The following is a 24076-nucleotide window of genomic DNA, read 5'->3' as shown; positions in this document are numbered from 1 at the left end:
TCAGTAGTTCTTCTGCAGGTTCATGCCAGCGTAGAGCTGGCCGACCTGGGGCTCGTAGCCGTTGAACATCAGCGTGGGCCGCTTCTTGGCGAACACGCCGTCTTCACCAATGCGCCGCTCGGTGGCCTGGCTCCAGCGCGGGTGGTCGACCTTCGGGTTCACGTTCGAGTAGAAGCCGTATTCGCGCGCGGCGGCGAGGTTCCACGAGGTGTTGGGTTGCTTCTCGGTGAAGCGGATCTTGACGATCGACTTGCCGCTCTTGAAGCCGTATTTCCAGGGCACCGTCAGCCGCAGCGGGGCGCCGTTCTGGTTGGGCAGTACCTCGCCATACATGCCGAAGGCGAGCAGGGTGAGCGGGTGCATGGCCTCGTCGAGCCGTAGGCCTTCGACATACGGCCAGTCGAGCACATGCGAATTCAAGCCCGGCATCTGCTTGTTGTCGGCCAGCGTCGTGAACTCGACGAACTTGGCGTTGCCCGTGGGTTCCACCCGCTTGATGAGCTCCGACAAGGAGTAGCCCACCCACGGGATGACCATCGACCAGCCCTCGACGCAGCGCAGCCGATAGACGCGCTCCTCCATCGGGCTGAGCTTGAGCAGCTCGTCGAGGTCGTAGACCTTGGGTTTCTTGATCTCGCCTTCGACCGCCACCGTCCAGGGGCGCGTCTTGAGGGTGTGCGCATGGTCCGCAGGGTCGCCCTTGTCGGTGCCGAACTCGTAGAAGTTGTTGTAGGTCGTCGCGTCGGTGTAGGAGGTGGTTTTCTCCATCGTTACCGCGCCGACCACAGGGCTGCGTGCTCCCGGCAAGGCCGGCAGCTTGCCGGGTCGCGCAACCACCTGTGCCCGCGCATCGCGCCCGGCCCAGCCGGCCAGTGCCAGGCCACTGCCGCCAGCGGCCAGCAGCTTGAGCAACTCGCGCCGCCGCTCATAGACGGCGCGGGGTGTGATCTCGGACGTGGCTGCGTGGTCGAAGCCACGGTCTTTGCGGTAGTGCATGCGAACTCCTGTGTCGGGCCAAACCCGCGAGCGTCAGTCGCTGTTGGACGCTCTGACCTTACAAGGGTTCAGGGAATCTGGCTCAGCGGAACTCGCCGAAGTTCGTGTCGTCGATCACAGCGCCGAACTGGGTGGTGTCGGCGAACAGCCGCAGCGAGTTGCGCGCGATGCGCTCGCGGAAGCTCTTGCGTGCGAAGAGCTTGGCCTGCGCCTCACCGGGCAGGTCGGTGATGTTGATGATGTTCTTGACGATGAGCGTGTCGATCACGTCTTCGATCACCCGCACGAAATCGGCATCGAGCCGGCCGAACTCGCCCGGCGCCGTGGAGGTGTGCCCGATAAAGGCCATCAGATCGCTGTGGCCCTCGGGCAGGAACTCCATGCCGCCGCTGTCCGAGCGGTGCATGCTTTCGATCGAACCATCGGGGCCGCGGCGGACGTATGGCATGGCTCAGGCAAGAAGGGGTTTCGACACCCTCACTATAGGCCGGCGTCCAAAACCGCGCCATCGAGCGCCATGAAAAATGGCCAGTCAGAGACCGGCCATTTTCGGGGGGAAGCTCAGGTCGTTCAGCGCATGCCGGCGATGTAGTCGGCAACGGCCTTGATTTCCTTGTCGTTCATCTTGGCCATCACGCCGGCCATGATGGAGCTGTTCTTGCGGGTGTTGTCGCGGAAGCCCTTGAGTTGCGCTTCGGTGTAGTCGGCATGTTGGCCGCCCAGGCGCGGGTACTGCGAGGGGATGCCGGCACCGGTCGGGCCGTGGCAGCCCGAACAGGCGGGCACATGGCGATCGGCCAGGCCGCCGCGGTAGATCTTCTCGCCCAGGCCGACGGTATCCTTGCTCTTGGCGAAACCCGGCTTGGCCTGTTTGGAGGCGTAGAAAGCCGATACGTTCTTGATGTCGGCTTCGCTCAGTTGGGAGGCGAAACCTTGCATGACCGGGTTGGCGCGCTTGCCCGCCTTGAAGTCGAGCAGTTGCTTGGACAGGTATTCAGGGTGCTGCCCTTGGAGGATCGGGTTGGCGGGGGCGCCGCGCGAACCATCGGAGGTGTGGCAGGCTCCGCACACGTTGGTGGAGATCGTCTGGCCCTTGGCCAGATCAGGCTTGGCAGCGGCTGCGGATTCAGCCGCGGCAACCGGCGCCACGGCGGCGGCAATCAGCATCAGGCTCGACAGCAGGGGGGCGAAGGGCTTCATGGGCTCGGTCTTTTTTGATGCAAAACCCGCGGATTTTACAATGGCAACTTTGGACGCCTGAATGACCGAGCAAAACAATTCGTCCTCCGCGGTCCCGGCAACGGCAGACGTCGAAAAGTTGGCGCTTTCCTGGGCGCACACTGCGCGCTTTCTCACCACGGCGAGCCAGCTGGACCAACTGCCCCAGACCGAGCTCCCCGAGATCGCATTCGTGGGCCGATCCAACGCGGGCAAATCCACGGCAATCAACACGCTGACTCAGCAAAAGCGCCTCGCCTTCGCATCGAAGATGCCCGGGCGCACCCAGCACATCAACCTGTTCGAGCTCGGCCCCAAGCTGGCGGCCGACGCGCTCTTCGCCGACCTGCCGGGCTACGGCTACGCGGCGGTCGCCAAGGACGCGAAGCGGCGCTGGCAGAAGGTCATGGCCGACTACCTCGAACTGCGCCGCAGCCTGAGTGGCGTGGTCCTGATGGTGGACTCGCGCCTGGGCTTCACCGACCTCGATCGCCAGCTCCTTGAATTCGTGGCCACGCGCGTGGGGACGGGCGCCGTCAAGCTGCTGGTCTTGCTGACCAAGGCCGACAAGCTCAACCGCACTGAAGCGACCGTAAGCCTGGAGGCCGCGCAGGAGGTGCTCGGCGCCATCTCGACAGAACACGCCGACGTGAGCCTGGCGCTCTTCTCGGCACTCAAGAAGACCGGCGTCGGCGACGCCGCCTGTGTGTTGCGCTCCTGGGTACACCCGACATGATCGAAACCTTTCACGCCGAACTGCCGCATGGCATCCAGCTTCATTGCCGTGCTTCTGGCCCCAAGGGGGCGCCGGTCCTCGTCTTCTTGCATGGCTTCCCCGAAGCGGCCTTCGTGTGGGACGAGATGCTCGCCCACTTCGGCCAGCGCTATCGCTGCATGGCGCCCAATCTGCGAGGCTACGAGGCTTCTTCGGCGCCAGCGGGTGTAGAGGCCTACCGCGTCAAGCACCTCTTGGCCGACCTGTCGGCGCTGATCGCGCGGGAGGCGGGCAGTGGCCCACTCGAAGCGTTGATCGCGCACGACTGGGGTGGTGCCGTGGCCTGGACGCTGGCGGCCCTGCAACCCCAGTTGATCAAGCGGCTGGTCGTGATCAACTCACCGCACCCGGCGACCTTCTTGCGCGAGTTGCGCTCGAACCCCGAGCAGCAAGACGCCAGCGCCTACATGAACACGCTGTGCCAGCCCGATGCCGAGGCAGTGCTGAGCGCGGATGACTTTGCCTACCTTTGGGAGCGCCTGGAAGGCTCGGGTGGTGCATCGTCCGGCGTGGTGGGAGGCGGGTGGCTGACCGAGGCGGTCAAGAACCAGTACCGGGCCGTCTGGCGCGCCGGGCTGACCGGCCCGTTGAACTACTACCGCGCCTCGCCCCTGCGGCCTGCCACCGGGCCGGACTCTGCGATACACGGACTGCAGTTCCCTCCGGAGTTCGTGACCGTGCGTGTACCGACCCATGTGGTGTGGGCCGAGGACGACCGCGCGCTGCGCCCGAGCCTGCTGGACGGCCTGGAAGCCTTTGTGCCGCAACTCAGCCTGACGCGGGTGCCGGGCGCCACCCATTGGATCGTGCACGAGCGCCCGCAGCTGGTCGCAAGCGAGATCGAAAGCGCATTGGCGCGCTGAGCCGTTGCCGGGCGCCTACAGCGCACCCGGTGCGGTGGCGGTGAAGTGCAGCGGCGCGCGTTGCAAGGGCACGTTGGCGGTACGCGACAACGGCATGTACTTGAGCAACTCCGACTCGACGCAGACCTCTTCGCCCGGGTCGAGTGTGCGCACGAGCAAAGTGAAGAGGCGGCTGCTGAGCGGCTGGGTATCGGTGTCGTGACGCATGGCGGTCTCCTGGCGGGCGGCAACGGCGAGTGCACGGGTGTGCAGTGAGGGCAGTATCCGGATGTATCTGGTGCGTGTCTTCCCCCTGAGCCCGCGATTAGCACGCGTATTCAAAGCTCGCGTGAATGAGTTCACGCGATGGACCGACAGGGGGTGTTGGGAGTGGCGATGTGCTGGCCAGACGGGCCAGCCTGCGCGTGACCTGGGTCACGACTGAGGGTCACGGCGGCGTTGCGAGGTTGCGCAGCATGCTGTCCACGGCCCGCTGGATCAATGAGTGGGCATGGGCGGGGCCGAGCAGCTCGGCCTCGCGCAGGCGCTCCAGCGCCCGCGCGCTGATCGAATGCGTGTTTTGCGGTGACTCCCCGGCAAAGAGCAGGAAGCGTCCCTGTTCACTGCGCCACAGCAGTTGGAGCTGCGCCCATGCGCCGTGCACGAAGGCTCGATAGCGCGCGCCGACCGCCATCCCCTGGACCCAGGAAGCCGGGTCGTCTCCAGGCCGCGGAGTTTCGGGTTCCATCATCAGATCGGCGGGGACCGTCTGCATCGAGCCCAGGTCGATCAAGGTGTCGCTGAAGGCTACCGGTTCGAGTGGCGGCGGCGCGGCAGGCTCTTCTTCGCGCATGCGGCGTACGATCTCTTGCGGGCTGAGGTTCTCGTCTGCCGCCGCTGCCGGCGCGGCGCGGCCGCCGGGCTTGAGGGCCTCGGAATGCAGCGACATCAACTCGTCGAGCACGGCCTGCTGTTCGGCGGCGGGCAGGTCGATCAGGGCCATGCCCTCGCGCAGTTGGTCCAGCAGCCCGGGCAACTTGGCCAGCAGGCGCTGGCGGCTCTGCGGATGGTCTGGGAGCTTGAGGCTCCACAGCAGTTCGTCCACCGCCTTCAGGAAGCCCGCGGTCTGCTCGCTTTGATCGCCTGAACGCAGGAAAGATTCGGTCAGCACCCGCGCCCAGGTGGCGGTGACGAAGCGGTGGATCACCGGCCCTGCCGAGATGGCGCGCATCTGCTCGGCAAGGCGTGTGGCCAGCGTGCGCTGGAGTTGCTCGGCGTCCTCGGCGCGCGTCAGCGAGTCGATCGCCCCTTGGGCTGCGGCCTGCTGCTGCTTGAGTTGGTCAGCCAGAAAGGCATCGAGCCGGGCCAGGCTGCGCCGGTAAAGGCCGCTGTCTTGCAGCGGCTGGCTCGCCATCTCGTTCACCAGGCTACCGCAGAAGCGCAGGATGACTTGCAATCGCGGGTCCTGGGCGTGCGGATAGCCGGTCGCTGCACTGACGATGCGGTCCATCAACACCCACACCGGGTGGTCGTAGGCGTCGAGCATGCTCGGGTCGAGCAGGGCGATGCGCAGCGCCGAAACCTGCAGGCGCGCGATCACCGCGTGCAGGCCGGCTGGCAGCGCGGGGTCGGAGAGGATCGCGTCGAACAAGCGCGACAGAAGCTCGATGATCTGCCGATCGACCGTCTCGCCGGTGGTGGCGACGAGCGCGTCGCGATGCTGCGAAAGTTGCAGGGCATCGGTATCGACCGCGCCCGAGGGCGTGGTGGCCGGCGCGCGGCGCAGCGCTTCTTCGGCGCGCAGCAAAGCCTGCTCGAGCGCAGGCGCTGCCATGGGCTGGGCGCGGCGCTTGGGCTCGCGCGCGACTGCGCCACGGTCGCCCAGCGCCCCGGGCATGCTGCGCATGAGCCCGTCGAGCGTCCCCGGCTGGGTCACGTCGACTTCGGGGGGCTCTTCGCGGCCCACGCCGGGGGCGAAAACGACCGTGCGGTAGATGCCGGGTGTCACGCCCTGTGCTTCGAGGCGCGTGCACGCCGCGGCAAAGCTCATGCGCAAGAAGCCGGCCATCACCGTGGCGGAGGCACGCAACAGGATCACCTGCTGAGCCGGTGGAATCGGGAGCGATGACGCAGCCTGCCACAACGCGCTGGCGTACGAGCGCGGCCGCAGCGGGTTGGATTCGGCCGTGACGTGTGTCTGGCCGCGCAGTGTGGAAGTGAAGGTCTGCAGCTCACGCAGCTCCCACTCGGCCCCGGTATCGATCTGCTGGATGGCACGCGAGATCTCGATGTCCGACTCCACCCGCGTTTCGTCCATCAAGGCAAGCCCGCTCAAGCTGAACGCGTTGGCTGCGGCAGAGGCGGGTGAATCGGGTTCGAGATCGGCCAGCACCAGCGCGCGAAGCGCGTCGACAAAACGGCGTTGGTAGGGCGCCTGGTTCTGCTGCAAGGCTTGCACCAAGCTGAAGTAATGCTGGCGTTCGCTGGCGCTGAGCAGCTTGTCGCGAGGCTGTCTCAACTGGTCCAGCGTGGCCGCGAAGGTCTTGGAGATCAAGTCACCGGAGCGACCCAGTTCGTCATCGACGAAGCGCTTGAACACCGGAGCGATGGGCATGCGCGCTATTTTGATTCGCGGCGTGGTCTTGTCAAACCGAGGTTTTCAGGACGTTTCAGCCCCGTTCAAGGACGTCGCGCGCATGCACGTTGAACACTCCCGACACATTCAGGAGCATTCGACATGGCCATCGGCATGCAAGGCGGGTGGACGATACGCGTGAAGAGCCGAAACGCCGCCTATGCGCAGCGCTTTGTGGTGAGCGGCGCCGACGAAGGCGATGGCGTCTATGACGGCATCGTCGATAGGGCCGTGTTCGTGCGCGGCGCGCATTGGACGCTGCAGGTGCAGCATCGCCCCGGGAAGCGCCCTTGGGGTGACTCGGCGCAACGATTCGGCCTGCCGGTGATCGACGCCGGCATCTTGCGTGTCGACGTGGCGTCGAACGATGGTGGTCTGGACAACGACTATGACGACCTGGTGCTGTCGTGTTCGACACCTGTCAGCCAGCGCGACCATTTCGTCTACGGCAACGTTGCCACGTATGCGAGCGGTTGCCCGTTCAACCCGCAGCGCGACGACTACTTCGTGATCGATGCGCCGGTGGACTTGGCCGCCTTGTGCGCCCGCTATCCGTGTTTCGGTGAGGTCGTCGCAAAGCTCTACCCTCAGCGGCCGATGGCTCTGCGCAGCGCGAGTGACGACGCCACGCCGCTCGTCGTTCCGACCGGGCTGCCGCAGGCGGCTGTCGGGCTTGTGGTCGAGTCTCGCCTTCTGACGGATGTCGTGCATGACCCCGCCGACGAACGCGCCATGGCACGCGCACTTCAGGCGCGCGTGCGGCGCATGCGCTTCAACGCGCCGCCACCGCAGGCGGGTCTAAGCGCGATGTCGGCCGCCGATCTGCAGGTGATCGCCGACATGCGCGCAACTGCGCTGCGTCAGCGCTGCGGTGTGGAGCGGGCTGCCGACGTGCTGCTGTACTTTCAGAAGTACACACGCACAGCCGCCGAGCAGTCCGGTGGCGCGTACACAGGAAGCGGGCTCCGCGAAGATCTGGGTGCGGCCCGTACGGATGAAGCGGGCGGCTACCTGTTCCGGTTTGCACGTACGCGCGCAAGCGATCCTCGCCCCGACGTCATCGCACAGGTGCGAAGCGGCGCGGCCGGTCTCCAGCAACTCGTGTTCGAGAGTGCACCCTACGCAGAAGTGGCCAACCTGCGGCGCATCGACGTGTGCGTGCCGTACGCCCAGTTGCGGCCCAGTGAGCCGTGCGCGGACGATCGCGTGATCCGGCGCGCAAGCCACATCGTGGTCGCACCAGACGACCCTTTGGATGTGCGGGATCGCCGGTCGATGCAGCGCCTGCCGGGTGTGCGGATGCGGCAGGTCGCGTAGCTTTCGCCGGGGGGCTCGGCAGCGCCAAAGAAAAAGGGCTGCCGAAGCAGCCCTTTCGCATGTGGCGTTTCTCTTGCGAGATCGGCCTGGACTTACATGTCCATGCCCATACCGCCCATGCCACCCATACCGCCCATGCCACCGCCGGCAGCCGGTGCGTCGTCCTTCGGGGACTCGGCGACCATGCACTCGGTGGTCAGCATCAGCGAAGCGACCGAAGCGGCGTTTTGCAGCGCCGTGCGGGTCACCTTGGTCGGGTCGAGGATGCCCATTTCGATCATGTCGCCATAGGTGTCGTTGGCGGCGTTGAAACCGAAGTTGCCCTTGCCGTCCAGCACCTTGTTGATGACCACGCTCGGCTCGCCGCCGGCGTTGCCGACGATCTCGCGCAGCGGGGCTTCGATGGCGCGCAGGATCAGCTTGATGCCGGCTTCCTGATCAGCGTTGTCGCCCTTGATGGTGCCAGCGGTCTGGCGGGCACGCAGCAGCGCCACGCCACCGCCAGCCACGATGCCTTCTTCAACGGCAGCGCGGGTGGCGTGCAGCGCGTCTTCCACGCGAGCCTTCTTTTCCTTCATTTCGACTTCGGTGGCAGCGCCAACCTTGATCACGGCAACACCGCCAGCCAGCTTGGCCACGCGCTCTTGCAGCTTCTCGCGGTCGTAGTCGCTGGTCGCTTCTTCGATCTGCACGCGGATTTGCTTCACGCGGGCTTCGATGTCGCCCGCAGCACCGGCGCCGTCGATGATGGTGGTGTTTTCCTTGCCCACTTCGACGCGCTTGGCTTGGCCGAGGTCGGCCAGCGTGACCTTCTCGAGCGTCAGGCCGACTTCTTCAGCGATGACCTTGCCGCCCGTCAAGATGGCGATGTCTTCCAGCATGGCCTTGCGGCGGTCGCCGAAGCCAGGCGCCTTGACGGCCACGACCTTCAGGATGCCGCGGATGGTGTTGACCACCAGGGTCGCCAGCGCTTCGCCTTCGACTTCTTCGGCAATGATCAGCAGCGGACGGCCCGCCTTGGCGACTTGCTCCAGCGTGGGCAGCAGGTCACGGATGTTGCTGACCTTCTTGTCGTAGAGCAGCACGAAGGGGTTGTCCAGCAGTGCGGCTTGCTTCTCGGGGTTGTTGATGAAGTAGGGCGACAGGTAGCCGCGGTCGAACTGCATGCCTTCGACGACTTCGAGTTCGCTGTCGAGCGACTTGCCGTCTTCGACGGTGATCACGCCTTCCTTGCCAACCTTGTCCATCGCGTCGGCAATGATCTTGCCGATCGACTCATCGCTGTTGGCCGAGATCGAGCCGACTTGTGCGATTTCCTTGGAGGTGGTGGTGGCCTTCGAGGCCTTCTTCAGCTGCTCGACCAGGGCGGTGACCGCCTTGTCGATGCCGCGCTTCAGGTCCATCGGGTTCATGCCGGCGGCCACGTACTTCATGCCTTCGCGCACGATGGCCTGGGCCAGCACGGTGGCGGTGGTGGTGCCGTCACCGGCGTTGTCGCTGGTCTTGGAAGCAACTTCCTTGACCATTTGCGCGCCCATGTTCTGGAGCTTGTCCTTGAGCTCGATCTCCTTGGCCACGGACACACCGTCCTTGGTCACGGTGGGGGCGCCGAAGGAGCGCTCGAGCACCACGTTGCGGCCCTTGGGGCCCAGGGTCACCTTGACGGCGTTGGCGAGGATGTTCACGCCTTCGACCATGCGGGCACGGGCTTCACCGCCGAAGACCACGTCTTTTGCTGCCATGTTCTATCTCTCCGAAATGAGTTGGGTATGAGGTGCAGGGAGAAGAGGGTTTACTTCTCGACCACGGCGAAGAGGTCTTCCTCGCGCATCACCAGCAGTTCGTCGCCGTCGACCTTGACGGTCTGGCCGCTGTACTTGCCGAACAGGACGCGATCGCCCACCTTGACGTTCAGGGCCACGAAGTCGCCCTTTTCGTTGCGCTTGCCGGTACCGACGGCGAGCACTTCACCTTGGTCCGGCTTCTCGGCAGCGGCGTCGGGGATGACGATGCCCGAGGCGGTTTTGGTTTCTTGTTCCAGGCGCTTGACGATCACGCGATCGTGCAACGGACGAAGTTTCATAGCATCTCCTTGATGACTCAAAAACCAATCTTCTGGGAAGGATGAGCGAAAGTTTGCGCTCATTCACTTTTCTGTGCGGCGAGGTCGCTCACGCGGCCTGACTGCAATTAGCACTCGATCTGCACGAGTGCTAGCAGTCTGATTATAGGGTTCGGCCGACCGCTTTCAAGAGGCCCTCGCGGCCAGGTGGGTCTTGATGCCAGCGGGGTGGCTGCCGGCGACCGGGGAATATCAGTCCGTGCTGCCGTCTTCGTCGCTGTTGGCTCGCGGCGGGGTTGCCCCCAGGCGGTAGCCTTCGGCCGCCCAGGCTCCGAAATCCACGTTCTTGCAGCGCTCGCTGCAAAACGGGCGGAATGGGTTCTCGGGCGAATAGACGCTGTCGCCGCGGCATGTAGGGCAGGCGACGATGCGTGGGCGGGCTGGTGTGGGCGCTCGGTTCATGAACAGAGGGTCAGCTCGAAGCTGGTGTCTACACCGGCTGGCTTGAGCCGGCCCTCGGCGTCCTGGCGCATCAGGCGCACCAGCACCATCAGGCGGTGACCGCTGATCTCGGGGATGAGTTGGCGTTCTGGATCGATGCGCAGGCGCAAGAGATGAAACACACGTCCCGCCGGCAGGCTTTGCTGGAACTGACCTCCTTGCGTAACGACCTTGTGCGGCGCGCCCGAGTCGCGCACCAGGCTCAGCAGAACCTTGAGCGCCTCTGCCAGGGGCATGAGCGTCGAGACCCATTGGTTCAGGTCACTGCGGCGGCGTGCCGCAGCCTGCTGCTGCCACGCGTAGTACGCGGGGAGGTCGAACTCGCAGGTGCCACCAGGAATGCTGATGCGGCTGCGAATGCTCATCAGCCACTCGTTGCTGGTGAGGGTGTGGCCGGCTTTGCCTGGGAGATCGTTCAGGCCCTTGAAAGCGTGGTCGATCGTGCCGAGCACCTGATCGAGCGCCTGATCAGAGATGGAAGGGTTGCCGCGATAGCCATTGAGCTGGGCGCGCTGGCGCTCGAGGTCTTTGAGCAGGTCGGACTTCAGGTCGGCGCGCGAGGCGACGTCCATGATCTCGAACATGGTCGCCAGCGCGTAATGGTGGTCGACCGTTTCGTCTCGAGGCATCAGGCGACCGAGGCGGTCGAACAGATGCTCGAGCCGCAGCATGGTGCGGATGCTTTCATTGAAGGGGTACTCGTACAGGATCAAGATGAGGCGGCTCCGCTCGACCGGCGCGATTGTTCCACACGCGTCCAGGACATCCACAGCTTGACCACTTCGAGGCGCAAATGTTCCAGGGTCAATCGTTCATTGAAGATGACCGCATCGGCGGACTTTCGCCGTAGCTGCCTGCTGGCCTGCTGAGCGATCACCGACGCGACCGCTTCACGCGTCCAGCCTGACCGCGCCACAACGCGCTCAATCTGCACGTCGACGCTGCAATCGACGACCACAACGCGGTCGACGCGTGTGCGCCAATGTGTCGACTCCACGAGCAGCGGCACATCGAACACCACAGGGCGACCGGCGGCGGCGATGGCTTGCCGATCGCACTCGGTGCCGATCATGGGGTGAAGAATGGCTTCTAGCCGAGCCTTCGCAGACGGGTCCGAAAACACCATCTCTCGCATGCGCGCGCGGTCGAGCGCGCCTGATGCATCGATCGATTCGGGCCCGAACGTGGCGCGAATGGCATCGATGGCCGCACCGCCGGGGTGGGTCAACGATCGTGCGATGAAATCGGTGTCGACCAGTGCCGCGCCCTGAGCTACGAGGGCTTGCGCGACGGTGCTCTTGCCGCTGCCGATGCCGCCGGTGAGCCCGATGCGCAAGTCAGTAGGGGCCGCCATGGGCGCCGCGCGAGTGAGAGTCAGGCCCAGCCCAGCCAGCCGAGCACGCGCTCATGGCCCGCGAACATGACGACCAGGCCACCACCTGCAAGGAAAGGCCCGAAGGGTACATAGCGGCCTTCACGCAGTCCGCTGGACATCTTCATCACGATCCCGACGACGGCACCAATGATCGATGCGCCCAGCACGATCGGCAGGATCATCTGCCATCCGAGCCATGCACCCAGTGCTGCGAGGAGTTTGAAATCCCCATAGCCCATGCCCTCCTTGCCGGTCGTGAGCTTGAAGAGCCAATAGACCGACCACAGTGACAGATAGCCGACCGCGGCTCCCCACACGGCTTGTGACAGGGGGATCGTCCACCCCAATACGCTGGCCAGAAGGCCGGCCCACAGCAGTGGTAGCGTGAGATCGTCGGGCAGGAGGGTGGTGTCCCAGTCGATTCCGGCCAGTGCCACGAGCACGGCTGCGAAGAAGCACCAGAGCAAGGTCGTCGGGACGGCCCCAAAGCGCCAGCCAATGGCGGCGAAGAGCACGCCGGTGAAGATCTCGATCAACGGATAGCGCGGCGAGATGCGCTTTTTGCACTCGGCGCATCGCCCGCGCAGCCACAGATAGCTCAGGACCGGGATGTTTTCGTACCAGGCGATCGTGTGGCCGCACGAGGGGCATCGCGACCTTGGAACGCTGAGCTTCAGCGGCCCAAGCGTAGTGAGCGCCGCTGCCAGCGATCGCCCGGCCTCTTCGGTCGTGCGAGAAGGCGGCGTGCCGAAAATCTGCCTGTGCGCGTCGGAATCACCCAGCTGACCGGCGACCTCTGACCACCAACCGCGCCCCATGATCAGAGGCAGTCGGTGGATCACAACATTGAGGAAGCTGCCCACGCACAGCCCCAGGATCGCCAACCCCCAGGGCGATAGGTACAACTCGGCGCCAGGAAGCGTCATCGGTAAAGATCAGACCACTGCGCCAAGCTTGAAGATAGGCAGGTACATCGACACGACGATGCCGCCGATCAATGTGCCTAGGATCACGATGATGAAGGGCTCCATCAGAGACGAAAGTCCCTTGACGGCCTCATCCACTTCGTCCTCATAGAACTCTGCCGCCTTGCTGAGCATCGCGTCCAGCGAGCCTGACTCTTCGCCGATGGCACACATCTGCAGCACCATCGTCGGGAACACGCCGGTGGTCTGCATGGACGCCGTGAGGCTCGCGCCGGTGGAGACATCCTTCTGGATCTGCTCGGTGGCGTCCTTGAAGACGGCGTTGCCTGATGCCCCGCCCACGGAGTCGAGCGCTTCGACCAGCGGCACACCCGCCGCGAACATGGTGGCGAGCGTACGGGTCCAGCGTGCCACTGCAGACTTGTTCACCAAGTCGCCGAACACGGGGACCTTGAGCAGCAACCGGTCCATCGTGCGCTGCATGTTCTCCGACCGCTTCCACGATTCAAAGAAGAAGTAGATGCCACCGCCCAGAAAGCCGAAGATGGCCCACCAGTACTGAACGAAGATCTTCGACATGCCGATGACGAACAAGGTGGGCGCTGGCAGATCCGCGCCAAAGGACTTGAAGACGTCCTCGAAGACCGGGATCACGAACAACATGATCACGGCCAGCACCACGAAGGCCACCACCAAGACCGCGATGGGGTAGATCAATGCAGACTTGATCTTGTTCTTGATGGCCATCGTCTTTTCTTGATAGATGGCCAAACGGTCGAGCAGCGTGTCCAAGATACCGCCTGCTTCGCCGGCCTCGACGAGATTGCAGTACAACGAATCGAAATACAGCGGGTGCTTGCGGAAGGCAGAGGACAAACTCGTTCCTGTCTCCACGTCGTTGCGGATATCGGTGATGAGCTTCGTCATCTTCGCGTTGCTGCTGCCGCGTGCGACGATGTCGAACGCCTGCAGCAGCGGCACGCCAGCGCGCATCATCGTGGACAGTTGTCGCGTGAAGATTGCGATGTCTTTCTGCTTGATCGCCTTGCCACCACTCGTGCGGCGCTTCTTCACCTTCGTGACGAGAATGCCTTGGCGGCGCAGGCTGGCCTGCACGAACGATTCGCCGCCTGCGCGCATCTCACCGCGGACGATCTTTCCGTTCTTGTCCTTGCCTTCCCACTCAAAGACAGATTCCTTGATGTTCTTCGTCGCTGCTTTGCCCGCTGTCGCAGTTGCCATGGTGCCTCCGAGGAAACTTCTATCCTCGCCCGTTGATGGTTATGTGATGTCTGACTGTGCGACCGACGCTATTCGTTGGTCACCGCGATGACTTCTTCGAGCGTCGTGAGGCCTGCGCGAATCTTCACGAGCCCGGATTGCCGCAGGTCACGCACGCCGTCGCGCGCCGCCTGGTCCGCGATGTCCATGGCGGTGCCGTCAGACAAGATGAGCCTCTGGATCTCCTCGCTGATCGGCATCACCTGATAGATGCCGACGCGCCCTTTGTAGCCATTGCTACATGCGGAGCATCCTACGGCACGATAAGGTTTCCATGTGCCATCAAGTTCGCTCTCCGTGTAACCAGCGCGAATCAACGCTTCGCGCGGGTACTCCGCAGGGGTCTTGCACGTTTCGCACAGACGGCGAGCCAAGCGCTGCGCCGTGATCAGAAGAACGCTCGATGCAATGTTGAACGGCGCGACCCCCATGTTCAGAAGTCGCGTCAGCGTGGTCGGCCCGTCGTTCGTGTGGAGCGTGGACATCACCATGTGACCCGTCTGCGCTGCCTTGATGGCGATGTCGGCGGTCTCGAGGTCGCGGATCTCACCCACCATGATCACGTCCGGATCCTGGCGCAGGAAGGACTTGAGCGCGGCGGAAAACGTCAGGCCCGCCTTGTCATTGACGTTGACCTGATTGATGCCCGGCAAGTTGATTTCTGCCGGGTCTTCCACCGTTGAGATATTGACGCCGGGTTGATTCAGGATGTTCAGGCATGTGTACAGCGACACCGTCTTGCCGCTACCCGTCGGGCCGGTGACCAGGATCATTCCGTAAGGCCGGACGATGCACTTGAGCAAGCGATCCTTCTCGATCTTCTCGTAGCCCAGCGCCTCAATGCCCAACTTCGCACTCGAGGGGTCGAGAATCCGGATCACGATCTTCTCGCCGAACAGTGTGGGCAAGGTGCTGACCCGGAAGTCGATCGCCTTGTTGCCGAACTTTAGCTTCATGCGCCCGTCTTGCGGTACGCGCTTTTCGGCGATGTCGAGGCGCGAAATCACCTTGATGCGCGAAGCGAGCTTCTCCTTGATCGCGATGGGCGGCTGGGTGATCTCCCTCAACTCACCGTCAACTCGAAAACGTACGCGATAGTGGTACTCGTAGGGTTCGAAATGAAGGTCGGATGCGCGTGCGTTGATCGCGTCGATGAGCATCTTTTGTAGAAAGCGCACGACCGGTGCGTCTTCGACATCGGTCGCAATCTCTTGCGATTCGGGCGCGGCAGATGGGTCTTCGTCCGTGACGTCGAACTCGAAGTCACCGCCAACGATGTTTTCGAGCGATTCGCTTGCGCTTGCGCCAGCGCCTTCGAGCATCTTCGCGAGCTTGTCATGCTCGACGATCACCCACTCGGGCGACAACTGTGTGGCGAACTTGATGCGCTCGACAGCCTCTTGATCGGTCGGGTCTGCTCCACCAATGAACAGCCGGCCGCCGCGCTTTCCGAGCACCACAACCTGGTATTGCGCAGCCAATTTGCCGTCGATCACGTTGCGCGGCAGTTTCTGCGGATCGACAGCGTTCAGATCCAGAAGCGGCAGCGCCAGCGAGTTCGACAGGGTATGGGCCAGGTCCGCTGACGTGACGGCGTTGGCGGCCAGGACCGCGCTCAGGAAACTGGTCTTCTTCTCTTTCGAAGACTTGACCAAGTCTTCAGCGGTCTTCGCATTCAGCTTTCCGGCGTGAACCAGAACACGCGCCACGCCGGACAGTGCGGATTGGGGGACGTCGGCAAGAGTGTCCACAGGGCTGTGTGCGTTACATCACGATGAAGGTATCGAATGATGATCGCTGATTCACCAGGCCATGTAAACCTGACGAGCCCTCACGAGCGGCAACATGTCACGACTGGACGTCATGCACGCTGCAACAAATTGCGTCAATGTTGTTCAGATAGCGGGATGGTCGGGGTGAGAGGATTCGAACCTCCGGCCTCTACGTCCCGAACGTAGCGCTCTACCAGGCTAAGCTACACCCCGATCAAAGGGCCTGGGAAGGCCGCTCCTCTCGTCTCTCGGTGGTCAGAACGAACGCTCAACCGACCGAACACAAAATTCTAGCAGAGCTTCACGGTAGGGCGTCAGCGGTAGTTCGGCCAGGCTGGACCGGGCCTTGTCTGCTTCGGCCCGGGCGGCATCACGCGTGGCTTCGAGGGCGCCGGTCCGGCGAACGATCTCCACGATTTCGCCAAGGCGAGAAACCTCGCCTTGCTCGATTGCGCTTCGCACGGTCGCGCGTTCGGCTTCGCTCGCTCGCTCCATGGCAATCAGCAGCGGCAAGGTCGGCTTGCCTTCGCGCAGGTCGTCGCCAACGTTCTTGCCAAGCTCCGTGGTCGAGCCCTCATAGTCCAGCAAGTCGTCGACCAGCTGAAATGCGGTACCCAGCGAGCGCCCGTAGCTCGCGCAAGCTTCTTCGACGGCGGGATTCGCATCGGCTAGAACAGCGCCAAGCCTGGCGCTCGCCTCGAACAGCTTGGCTGTCTTGAAGCGAATGACCTTCAGGTAGTCGTCGACCGCGAGGTCAGGGTCGTGCATGTTCATCAGTTGAAGGACCTCGCCTTCGGCGATGACGTTGGTTGCATCCGCGAGCACGTTCAGGATCTTCATCTTGTTCACGGAGACCATCATCTGGAATGCCCGGGAATACAAGAAGTCTCCGACGAGGACGCTGGCGGCGTTTCCGAAGAGGGCGTTAGCCGTCTGGCGACCGCGGCGCAGGTCCGATTCGTCGACGACATCGTCGTGGAGCAGGGTGGCCGTGTGGATGAACTCGACCGTCGCGGCGAGCTCGAATCGCTCCCTGCCACGAAACCCCAGCGCGTTCGCGAACAGCAGGACGAGCATCGGGCGGATTCGCTTCCCGCCCGCACCGATGATGTAGCCGGAGATCTGGTTGATCAGCGCGACGTCGGAGGTGAGGCGCTGCTGGATGACCCCGTCTACTTCCCTCATTTCAGCGGCCATCAACTCCAGCGGATTGGTCCTGGCGGCTTGGTTCTGAATGGTTGTGGGCTGCACGGAATGCTCGTTAGTTGCGACAAATTATAGAAGTCGAGGACTTGGCTGCCGGCGCGATGGGTAGCCACGGCAGTTCAGTGAGTGCTTGATCTTGAAGCATGCTAGACTAGAGGGCTCTGCGCGTTTTGCAGGGCTGTCAGGCTGAGCGTTTCACGGCCGGCAGATTCACAGAAAGGGCTGATATGTACGCGGTCATAAAAACCGGTGGCAAGCAATACAGAGTTGCTACCGGCGAGAAGATCAAGGTAGAACAGATTGCTGCGGACGTTGGCCAAGAGATCACGATCGACCAAGTTCTGGCTGTCGGAAACGGCACCGATTTGAAGGTTGGGACTCCCTTGGTATCCGGCGCAAGCGTCAAGGCCACAGTGGTGGCACAGGGCAGGCACGACAAGGTGCGCATCTTCAAGATGCGTCGTCGCAAGCACTATCAAAAGCGCCAAGGCCATCGTCAAGCTTTCACCGAGCTTGAGATCAGCGCTGTCAACGGCTGAGATACAAGGAGCTAAACCATGGCACAGAAAAAGGGCGGCGGTTCCACTCGGAACGGCCGCGATTCGCAACCCAAGATGCTCGGCGTGAAGGTGTTTGGCGGTCAGACCGTTCCTGCGGGCTCGATCATCGTTCGCCAACGCGGTACCAAGTTCCACGCCGGTACCAATGTGGGTGTGGGCAAGGATCACACCTTGTTCGCCCTGATCGACGGCGAGGTGAGCTTCGCGGTCAAGGGGCCTAGCAATCGCCAGACGGTGAGTGTGAAGGCCGAAGCCTGATCGATTTCGATCGACCTGGCTGTCAAGCCCCGGCTCGCCGGGGCTTTGCTTTTTTTGCGCTGAGGGTTCGCCTCGGCTACCTTAGCGGCCTGGGCCGCAAAGTGAAAGCTAACCATGAAATTCGTTGACGAAGCCACCATCGACGTGGCGGCCGGCAATGGCGGCAACGGCTGCATGAGCTTTCGCCGAGAGAAGTTCATCCCCTTCGGCGGCCCGAACGGGGGTGATGGTGGGCGCGGGGGAAGCGTCTTCGCCGTTGGCGACCGCAATCTCAATACGCTGATCGATTTCCGCTACGCGCGACGCCACGAGGCCCGCAACGGCGAGAACGGTCGCGGATCGGACCAATATGGCGCGGCCGCGGATGACATCGTTCTGCGCATGCCCATGGGGACGATCATCACGGACCTCGATAGCGGCCAGGTGATTGCCGAGCTCTTGGTGCCGGATGAGAAGGTCATGCTGGCCAAAGGGGGCGACGGTGGCTTCGGCAACTTGCATTTCAAGACCAGCACCAATCGCGCCCCTCGGCAGAAGACGCCCGGTTGGCCCGGCGAGCAGCGCAAGCTGAAGCTCGAACTGCGCGTGCTGGCAGATGTCGGCTTGCTGGGGATGCCCAACGCCGGCAAGTCGACACTGATTGCGGCCATCTCGAACGCACGACCCAAGATTGCCGACTACCCATTCACGACCTTGCATCCGAACCTGGGGGTGGTTCGGGTCGCGGCGGAGCAGAGCTTCGTCGTGGCCGACATCCCCGGCCTGATCGAAGGCGCCTCGGAAGGCGCCGGTCTGGGGCACTTGTTCCTCCGCCACCTGCAGCGCACTCACCTGCTCCTGCACCTTGTCGACATGGCGCCTTTCGACGATGCCATTGACCCTGTCGGGCAAGCCAAGGCCATCGTCGGCGAACTCAAGAAGTACGACAAGGCGCTGCACGACAAGCCACGTTGGCTGGTGCTGAACAAGCTGGACATGGTCCCGCTCGAGGAGCGCGAAGCCCGCGTCAAGGACTTCGTGAAACGCTTCAAGTGGAAGGGCCCGGTGTTCCAGATCTCTGCTCTCACCCGAGAGGGCTGTGAGCATCTCGTGCACGCCATCTACAAGCATGTTTCATCCCTCAAGAACGTGATTCCTGAGCCCCCAGATCCACGCTTTGACGAAGAGGGTGCATCGGAAAGCAGTTCTCAATCCAAATGACAACCGCCCTGAAAAACGCCAAACGCATCGTCGTCAAGGTCGGCTCCAGCCTCGTAACCAACGAGGGCAGGGGACTGGACGCACAAGCCATCGGAATCTGGTGCCAGCAGTTGGCCGCGTTGGCGGCGCAGGGGCGCGAGGTGGTGATGGTGTCCAGCGGCGCGGTGGCCGAAGGCATGAGGCGCCTGGGATGGTCCGCCCGGCCAAAGGAGATCCACGAACTTCAGGCCGCTGCAGCGGTGGGCCAGATGGGCTTGGCGCAGATGTACGAATCCCTCCTGCGCAGCCACGGCTTAGGCAGCGCTCAAGTGCTACTCACCCATGCCGATCTCGCGGATCGCGAGCGCTACCTCAACGCGCGATCCACGCTGCTCACACTGCTGCGCTTGAAGGTGATCCCGGTCATCAACGAGAACGACACGGTGGTCAACGACGAGATCAAGTTCGGTGATAACGACACCCTCGGTGCGCTGGTGGCCAATCTTGTGGAGGCCGATGCGCTGGTGATCCTGACGGACCAGAAGGGCCTGTACTCCGCTGACCCGCGCAAGGACCCGAGTGCTCGTTTCATTCACGAGGCCGAAGCCGGCATGCCTGAGTTGGAGCTCATGGCGGGAGGTGCGGGCTCGTCCATCGGTCGGGGGGGGATGATCACCAAGATTCTTGCGGCCAAGCGCGCTGCCAGCAGCGGGGCCTCCACCGTCATCGCCTGGGGGCGAGAGCCTGATGTGCTGGTCCGTCTGGCCGATGGGGAGGCGATCGGTACAGCGCTGACGGCGTCGACGCCCAAGCTTGCGGCGCGAAAGCAGTGGATGGCGGACCATCTGCAGTTTCGTGGTGCTGTTGTCATCGATGACGGGGCCGTAGCCAAAGTCCGCGACGAAGGCAAGAGCCTGCTGCCGATCGGCATGGTCGAAGTTCAAGGCGAGTTCGTGCGCGGCGACGTGATTGCAGTGCGCAGCCAGTCGGGCGCTGAGATCGCTCGTGGCTTGGCCAACTACGCAAGTTCAGAGGCTCGGTTGATTGCGCGCAAGCCCTCGAGTGAGTTCGAGCGCTTGCTCGGATTCACCGGCGAACCCGAGATGATCCACCGCGACAACCTCGTGCTCGCCTGAATTGGCTCTCAGGCCGGCGGGTCGTCCGCGGGTGGTGCATCCAGGTTGGCGGGGCCCGTATCGACCGAATCGTCTCGGTGATGCGGGCGCATGCCTGATCGCAGATAGCGATTGTGGTGGTTGTTGCGCGGCAAGAAGCGGGCGAGTTCAGTCAGCGCCATTTGGTACACGTCGCGTTTGAACTCAATCACGAGATCTAGCGGCACCCAATACTCGTTCCAGCGCCAGGCGTCGAACTCAGGGTGATCGGTGGCGCGCAGGTTCATGTCGCTGTCGCGACCCACGAGTTGCAACAAGAACCAGATCTGCTTTTGACCACGGTAATGGCCCCGCGCATCACGGCGAATGAAATGATCGGGCACCTCGTAGCGCAGCCAGTCGCGCGTGCGCGCAACAATGCGCACGAGCTCGGGCGTCAAGCCCACTTCTTCGTGGAGCTCGCGGAACATCGCCTGCTCAGGCGTTTCGCCGTATTTGATGCCCCCTTGCGGGAACTGCCAGGAGTGGGTGCGGATTCGTTTGCCCCAGAAAACCTGGTTCTTGGTATTGAGCAGGATGATGCCGACGTTGGGTCTGAACCCTTCGCGGTCGAGCATAATCAACCTCAAATTCTCTAGTTGAATTCATTATTGCACCGGCGTTGCGGGAATCAACCCCGCGGGTTTCCCCAAGCCCGGCCCGTGTTTCTCACACCCCCGTTTGCCCCCGATGAAAGCCAGTCAGTTCTTCATTTCGACGCTCAAGGAAGCGCCCGCGGACGCCGAAGTGGCGAGCCACAAACTGATGATGCGCGCGGGCATGATCAAACGTCTCGGCGCGGGCATCTACAACTACATGCCCATGGGCCTTCGAGTGATTCGAAAGGTCGAGTCGATCATTCGCGATGAAATGAATCGCGCAGGCGCGGTCGAGTTGTTGATGCCGGTGGTTCAACCTGCCGAGCTTTGGCAGGAGACGGGGCGCTTTCAGACCATGGGGCCGGAGCTCTTGCGCGTGAAGGATCGCCACGACCGCGACTTCATCATCCAGCCCACGTCTGAAGAAGTCATCACTGACATCGCCCGGCAGGAGCTGCGCAGCTACCGTGCACTGCCGAGAAACTTCTATCACATCCAGACCAAGTTCCGTGACGAGCGCCGGCCACGTTTCGGTGTGATGCGGGGGCGCGAGTTCACGATGAAAGACGCCTACTCGTTCGATCGCGATGTGGCCGCGGCGGGCAAGAGTTACGACGTCATGTATGCCGCCTACGTCCGAATCTTCGAGCGGATGGGGCTGACCTTTCGCGCTGTGGCGGCCGACACCGGCGCCATCGGCGGTGATCGGTCTCACGAGTTCCAGGTGATTGCCGATACGGGTGAAGATGCCATCGCTTTCTGCCCAGACTCGGACTACGCCGCAAACGTCGAACTCGCCGAAGCGGTTGCGCTGATTGCGCATCGCGCGTCCCCGGTGCAACCCCTCGCCAAGACACCGACACCCGCAAAGAGCACGTGCGAGGACGTCGCTGCATTGCTGGGCTTGCCGCTTTCGCGGACGGTCAAGTCACTGGTGCTCGCCACCGACGAGAAGAATGACGGGGGTGACGTGGTCAAGAGCACCGTCTGGCTGTTGCTGGTGCGTGGCGACCACTCGCTCAACGAAGTGAAGGCGAGCAAGGTGCCGGGCCTGAACGAGGGTTACCGCTTTGCGACGGTCGCCGAAATCGAGGAGCACTTCGGTTGCAAGCCGGGCTACCTTGGCCCGATTGGTCTCAAGAAGCCGGTGAAGGTGATCGTCGACCGCACCGTGGCTGCGATGAGTGACTTCGTTTGCGGCGCCAACGAGGTCGACTTTCATTACACCGGGGCGAATTGGGTGCGTGATCTGCCCGAACCCGATCTCGTGGCCGACATTCGCAATGTGGTCGAAGGCGATCCCTCGCCCGACGGCAAAGGCACGCTTGCGATGCAGCGCGGTATCGAGGTGGGCCACGTGTTCTACCTCGGCACCAAGTACTCCAAGGCCATGAACGCGACCTATCTCGACGAGAACGGGAAGCCGCAACTGCTTGAGATGGGTTGCTACGGCATCGGAGTGACGCGCCTGCTGGGTGCTGCGATCGAGCAGAACCACGACGATCGCGGGATCATCTGGCCGACTGCCATGGCGCCGTTTGCAGTCGCACTCTGCCCCATCGGGTACGACCGCTCCGCCGATGTCAAAGCCGCCGCCGATCGCCTGTACGAGCAACTGCTGGCCTTGGGCGTCGATGCGATCCTCGACGACCGCGGCGAGCGGCCCGGTGCCATGTTTGCCGATTGGGAGTTGATCGGTGTCCCCCACCGCGTGGTCTTGTCGGACCGCGGTTTGAAGGAAGGCAAGGTCGAGTACCAGGGCCGGCGCGACTCGCAGGCGACTGGGGTCTCCGTGGCCGAGGTCGCTGAGTTGCTGAAGGCCAAGCTCGGCTCATGAGCGTCGATCGAGGGTGCGGGCGGCGCAGGCTTCTGGCTGCCGCCGCCATGTCACCCCTCGTGTGGCCCGGCGTGCCGGCGTACGCAGGGGCCCAGGTCGAAGAGCCCTTGGCGAACTCCGTGCGATCCGCCCTGTCAGCGGCGATCGCCAACAGCGCTCCACCCAAGCCGGTGTTTGCCGACACCGAAGCACGTCTCGCCTACCTGAGGTGGCTGGGCGAGATGAGCACACGTCTCAAGAAGCGCAAGGCCGAGCACGTGGCGCGCGTGGAGTTTCTGGAAACGCTCTGGTACGAGAGCACCCGGGCCGGGCTGGAGCCGTCACTGGTGCTTGGCGTCGTGCAGGTCGAGAGCGGGTTTCGCAAGTACGCGATAAGCATTGCAGGTGCACGGGGCTACATGCAGGTGATGCCATTCTGGGCGCGCCTGATTGGCGATGGCGATCCCGGGCGGCTCTTCCACATGCAGACCAATTTGCGCTTCGGCTGCGTGATCCTTCGGCACTATCTCAACATCGAGCGGGGCGACCTGTTTCTGACGCTCGGCCGCTACAACGGCAGTCGGGGGCGCGCAGAATATCCGAACCTCGTGTTCGGCGCCCGCAAGAACTGGATCTTCAGCCCCGCCTGACACCGCTTGTTGGTGCGGTTAGAGGCCGGCCCAACTCTTGGGGGCGGCTGCGGCCACACCCAGCAGCGCGAGAACTCGCTCGACGGTGTCCGTGACCAGTTCTTCGATGCTCGTCGGTCGGTGATAGAACGCCGGCAGTGGCGGGAAGATGATGCCGCCCATCTCCGTCACCGCTGTCATGTTGCGAAGGTGCGCCAGGTTGAACGGCGTTTCGCGAACCATCAGAACGAGGCGCCGGCGCTCTTTGAGCGTGACGTCGGCTGCGCGGCTGAGCAAGTTGTCTGACAGACCATGTGCGACGGCGGCAAGCGTCCTCATCGAGCACGGGGCGACCACCATCGCGTCAGCCGCGAACGAGCCGCTCGCGATGGCCGCACCCACGTCCGCCGGGTTGTAGACGGTGTGGGCCAGCGCCTCCAGCGCAGCTCGGTCAAACCCGAGTTCGTGATGCACGCTGAGCACGCCGGCCGAAGTTGCCACGAGATGCGTTTCGCAACCGACGGCAGCGAGCCGCTGCAGCAGCCTTACGCCGTACAGCGCACCGGTCGCACCGGTGATGCCGACGACGATGCGCATGGAGGCGTCCGCCGGGGTCAAGGGTCAGGCCTGGGTGCCGAGAACCTGCTGGAGTTCGCCCGCCTGGTACATCTCCATCATGATGTCGGAGCCGCCAACGAACTCGCCGTTCACGTAGAGCTGCGGAATGGTGGGCCAGCTGGCGTAGTCCTTGATGCCTTGGCGCACGCCTTCGTCTTCGAGGACATTGAACGTCTTGAGATCGTTCACACCACAGGCCTTTAGGATCTGGACTGCACGGCCGGAGAAGCCGCACATGGGAAACTGTGCCGTGCCCTTCATGAAGAGCACCACGCGGTTGTTCTTGACGAGGTCGTCGATGCGCTGTTGAACGTCGCTCATGGGGGTTCGCTGCCCGTTGAAGCCGGGCGAGTCAAG

General features: G+C 63.3%; 26 protein-coding genes and 1 tRNA gene. 9 read left to right on the top strand and 18 right to left on the bottom strand.

The annotated features are described in order from the left end of the window. The 3 genes from msrP to AC1KAR_RS13960 form a co-directional block, all read right to left on the bottom strand. A complete protein-coding gene (gene msrP, locus AC1KAR_RS13970; RefSeq protein ID WP_480318661.1) occupies positions 1 to 996 on the bottom strand; it encodes a protein-methionine-sulfoxide reductase catalytic subunit MsrP in 996 nt (331 codons plus the stop codon). Between the two features lie 82 nt (positions 997 to 1078). Continuing rightward, the gene (locus AC1KAR_RS13965) at positions 1079 to 1444 is read right to left on the bottom strand and encodes a hypothetical protein (RefSeq protein ID WP_480318659.1); all 366 of its coding nucleotides are present in this window, start codon (positions 1442 to 1444) and stop codon (positions 1079 to 1081) included. A gap of 122 nt (positions 1445 to 1566) precedes the next feature. After that, positions 1567 to 2196 (bottom strand): c-type cytochrome, encoded by a 630-nt coding sequence (locus AC1KAR_RS13960; protein ID WP_480318657.1) that lies wholly within the window; start codon positions 2194 to 2196, stop codon positions 1567 to 1569. Positions 2197 to 2257: 61 nt separating this feature from the next. On the opposite strand from AC1KAR_RS13960, the gene yihA reads away from it, so the two are divergent. Both yihA and AC1KAR_RS13950 read left to right on the top strand, forming a co-directional pair. After that, on the top strand, positions 2258 to 2950 hold the full coding sequence (yihA, locus tag AC1KAR_RS13955) for a ribosome biogenesis GTP-binding protein YihA/YsxC (RefSeq protein WP_480318655.1): 693 nt from the start codon (positions 2258 to 2260) through the stop codon (positions 2948 to 2950). After that, a complete protein-coding gene (locus AC1KAR_RS13950; RefSeq protein ID WP_480318653.1) occupies positions 2947 to 3852 on the top strand; it encodes an alpha/beta fold hydrolase in 906 nt (301 codons plus the stop codon). The genes yihA and AC1KAR_RS13950 overlap by 4 nt, the downstream gene beginning before the upstream one ends. Before the next feature lie 15 nt (positions 3853 to 3867). Here the strand turns inward: AC1KAR_RS13950 and AC1KAR_RS13945 are convergent, their stop codons facing one another. Together AC1KAR_RS13945 and AC1KAR_RS13940 are read right to left on the bottom strand one after the other, a co-directional pair. Further along, entirely contained in the window at positions 3868 to 4059 is a 192-nt protein-coding gene (locus AC1KAR_RS13945) for a hypothetical protein (RefSeq protein WP_480318651.1), read from the bottom strand. Positions 4060 to 4279: 220 nt separating this feature from the next. Continuing rightward, on the bottom strand, positions 4280 to 6445 hold the full coding sequence (locus tag AC1KAR_RS13940) for a DUF1631 family protein (RefSeq protein ID WP_480318649.1): 2166 nt from the start codon (positions 6443 to 6445) through the stop codon (positions 4280 to 4282). 123 nt (positions 6446 to 6568) lie between these two features. On the opposite strand from AC1KAR_RS13940, the gene AC1KAR_RS13935 reads away from it, so the two are divergent. Beyond that, positions 6569 to 7783 (top strand): hypothetical protein, encoded by a 1215-nt coding sequence (locus AC1KAR_RS13935; protein ID WP_480318646.1) that lies wholly within the window; start codon positions 6569 to 6571, stop codon positions 7781 to 7783. 92 nt (positions 7784 to 7875) lie between these two features. On the opposite strand, the gene groL is transcribed toward AC1KAR_RS13935, so the two are convergent. The 10 genes from groL to ispB all read right to left on the bottom strand — a co-directional run bounded on the left by groL (position 7876) and on the right by ispB (position 16897). Then, on the bottom strand, positions 7876 to 9525 hold the full coding sequence (gene groL / locus AC1KAR_RS13930) for a chaperonin GroEL (protein ID WP_480318644.1): 1650 nt from the start codon (positions 9523 to 9525) through the stop codon (positions 7876 to 7878). A gap of 50 nt (positions 9526 to 9575) precedes the next feature. Next, the gene (gene groES / locus AC1KAR_RS13925; RefSeq protein ID WP_480318642.1) at positions 9576 to 9866 is read right to left on the bottom strand and encodes a co-chaperone GroES; all 291 of its coding nucleotides are present in this window, start codon (positions 9864 to 9866) and stop codon (positions 9576 to 9578) included. 231 nt (positions 9867 to 10097) lie between these two features. Next, positions 10098 to 10307: a DNA gyrase inhibitor YacG gene (locus tag AC1KAR_RS13920; protein ID WP_480318640.1), complete on the bottom strand. Its 210-nt coding sequence runs from the start codon at positions 10305 to 10307 to the stop codon at positions 10098 to 10100. Beyond that, a complete protein-coding gene (gene zapD, locus AC1KAR_RS13915) occupies positions 10304 to 11059 on the bottom strand; it encodes a cell division protein ZapD (protein ID WP_480318637.1) in 756 nt (251 codons plus the stop codon). The genes AC1KAR_RS13920 and zapD overlap by 4 nt, the downstream gene beginning before the upstream one ends. Continuing rightward, complete coding sequence (gene coaE / locus AC1KAR_RS13910; RefSeq protein ID WP_480318636.1) at positions 11056 to 11700, bottom strand: dephospho-CoA kinase; 645 nt, start codon at positions 11698 to 11700, stop codon at positions 11056 to 11058. The genes zapD and coaE overlap by 4 nt, the downstream gene beginning before the upstream one ends. Before the next feature lie 20 nt (positions 11701 to 11720). Next, the gene (locus AC1KAR_RS13905) at positions 11721 to 12647 is read right to left on the bottom strand and encodes a prepilin peptidase (RefSeq protein ID WP_480318633.1); all 927 of its coding nucleotides are present in this window, start codon (positions 12645 to 12647) and stop codon (positions 11721 to 11723) included. A gap of 9 nt (positions 12648 to 12656) precedes the next feature. Continuing rightward, a complete protein-coding gene (locus tag AC1KAR_RS13900) occupies positions 12657 to 13889 on the bottom strand; it encodes a type II secretion system F family protein (protein ID WP_480318631.1) in 1233 nt (410 codons plus the stop codon). A gap of 68 nt (positions 13890 to 13957) precedes the next feature. Continuing rightward, the gene (gene pilB, locus AC1KAR_RS13895) at positions 13958 to 15679 is read right to left on the bottom strand and encodes a type IV-A pilus assembly ATPase PilB (protein WP_480318629.1); all 1722 of its coding nucleotides are present in this window, start codon (positions 15677 to 15679) and stop codon (positions 13958 to 13960) included. Positions 15680 to 15836: 157 nt separating this feature from the next. After that, a tRNA-Pro gene (locus AC1KAR_RS13890) sits at positions 15837 to 15913 on the bottom strand. Positions 15914 to 15955: 42 nt separating this feature from the next. After that, the gene (ispB, locus tag AC1KAR_RS13885) at positions 15956 to 16897 is read right to left on the bottom strand and encodes an octaprenyl diphosphate synthase (protein WP_480319433.1); all 942 of its coding nucleotides are present in this window, start codon (positions 16895 to 16897) and stop codon (positions 15956 to 15958) included. A 236-nt stretch (positions 16898 to 17133) separates the two neighbouring features. Between ispB and rplU the strand changes: the two genes are divergently transcribed. The 4 genes from rplU (at position 17134) to proB (ending at position 20039) form a co-directional block, all read left to right on the top strand. Beyond that, positions 17134 to 17445 (top strand): 50S ribosomal protein L21, encoded by a 312-nt coding sequence (gene rplU, locus AC1KAR_RS13880; protein ID WP_480318627.1) that lies wholly within the window; start codon positions 17134 to 17136, stop codon positions 17443 to 17445. 18 nt (positions 17446 to 17463) lie between these two features. Further along, the gene (rpmA, locus tag AC1KAR_RS13875) at positions 17464 to 17724 is read left to right on the top strand and encodes a 50S ribosomal protein L27 (protein ID WP_480318625.1); all 261 of its coding nucleotides are present in this window, start codon (positions 17464 to 17466) and stop codon (positions 17722 to 17724) included. A gap of 114 nt (positions 17725 to 17838) precedes the next feature. Continuing rightward, positions 17839 to 18924, top strand: coding sequence for an Obg family GTPase CgtA (gene cgtA, locus AC1KAR_RS13870; protein ID WP_480318623.1), 1086 nt, complete (start codon positions 17839 to 17841; stop codon positions 18922 to 18924). Continuing rightward, positions 18921 to 20039 carry a glutamate 5-kinase gene (proB, locus tag AC1KAR_RS13865; RefSeq protein ID WP_480318621.1) on the top strand — a complete coding sequence of 373 codons (1119 nt, stop codon included), beginning with the start codon at positions 18921 to 18923 and terminating at the stop codon, positions 20037 to 20039. Before cgtA ends, proB begins: the two co-directional genes overlap by 4 nt. Before the next feature lie 8 nt (positions 20040 to 20047). On the opposite strand, the gene AC1KAR_RS13860 is transcribed toward proB, so the two are convergent. Further along, a complete protein-coding gene (locus tag AC1KAR_RS13860; RefSeq protein ID WP_480318619.1) occupies positions 20048 to 20635 on the bottom strand; it encodes an RNA pyrophosphohydrolase in 588 nt (195 codons plus the stop codon). Between the two features lie 112 nt (positions 20636 to 20747). On the opposite strand from AC1KAR_RS13860, the gene AC1KAR_RS13855 reads away from it, so the two are divergent. After that, positions 20748 to 22493, top strand: coding sequence for a proline--tRNA ligase (locus AC1KAR_RS13855; protein ID WP_480318617.1), 1746 nt, complete (start codon positions 20748 to 20750; stop codon positions 22491 to 22493). Further along, entirely contained in the window at positions 22490 to 23122 is a 633-nt protein-coding gene (locus AC1KAR_RS13850; protein WP_480318615.1) for a lytic transglycosylase domain-containing protein, read from the top strand. Before AC1KAR_RS13855 ends, AC1KAR_RS13850 begins: the two co-directional genes overlap by 4 nt. Before the next feature lie 18 nt (positions 23123 to 23140). Here the strand turns inward: AC1KAR_RS13850 and AC1KAR_RS13845 are convergent, their stop codons facing one another. Both AC1KAR_RS13845 and grxD read right to left on the bottom strand, forming a co-directional pair. After that, positions 23141 to 23698, bottom strand: a complete 558-nt coding sequence (locus AC1KAR_RS13845) for a UbiX family flavin prenyltransferase (protein ID WP_480318613.1) — start codon at positions 23696 to 23698, stop codon at positions 23141 to 23143. A gap of 24 nt (positions 23699 to 23722) precedes the next feature. Further along, positions 23723 to 24040, bottom strand: coding sequence for a Grx4 family monothiol glutaredoxin (grxD, locus tag AC1KAR_RS13840; RefSeq protein ID WP_480318611.1), 318 nt, complete (start codon positions 24038 to 24040; stop codon positions 23723 to 23725). Positions 24041 to 24076 lie beyond the last annotated feature (36 nt).

The organism is Piscinibacter sp. PDB1-1, from assembly GCF_056675995.1.
Note: the sequence above shows the minus strand (reverse complement) of the source record. Positions and strands in the feature narration are given on the sequence as shown.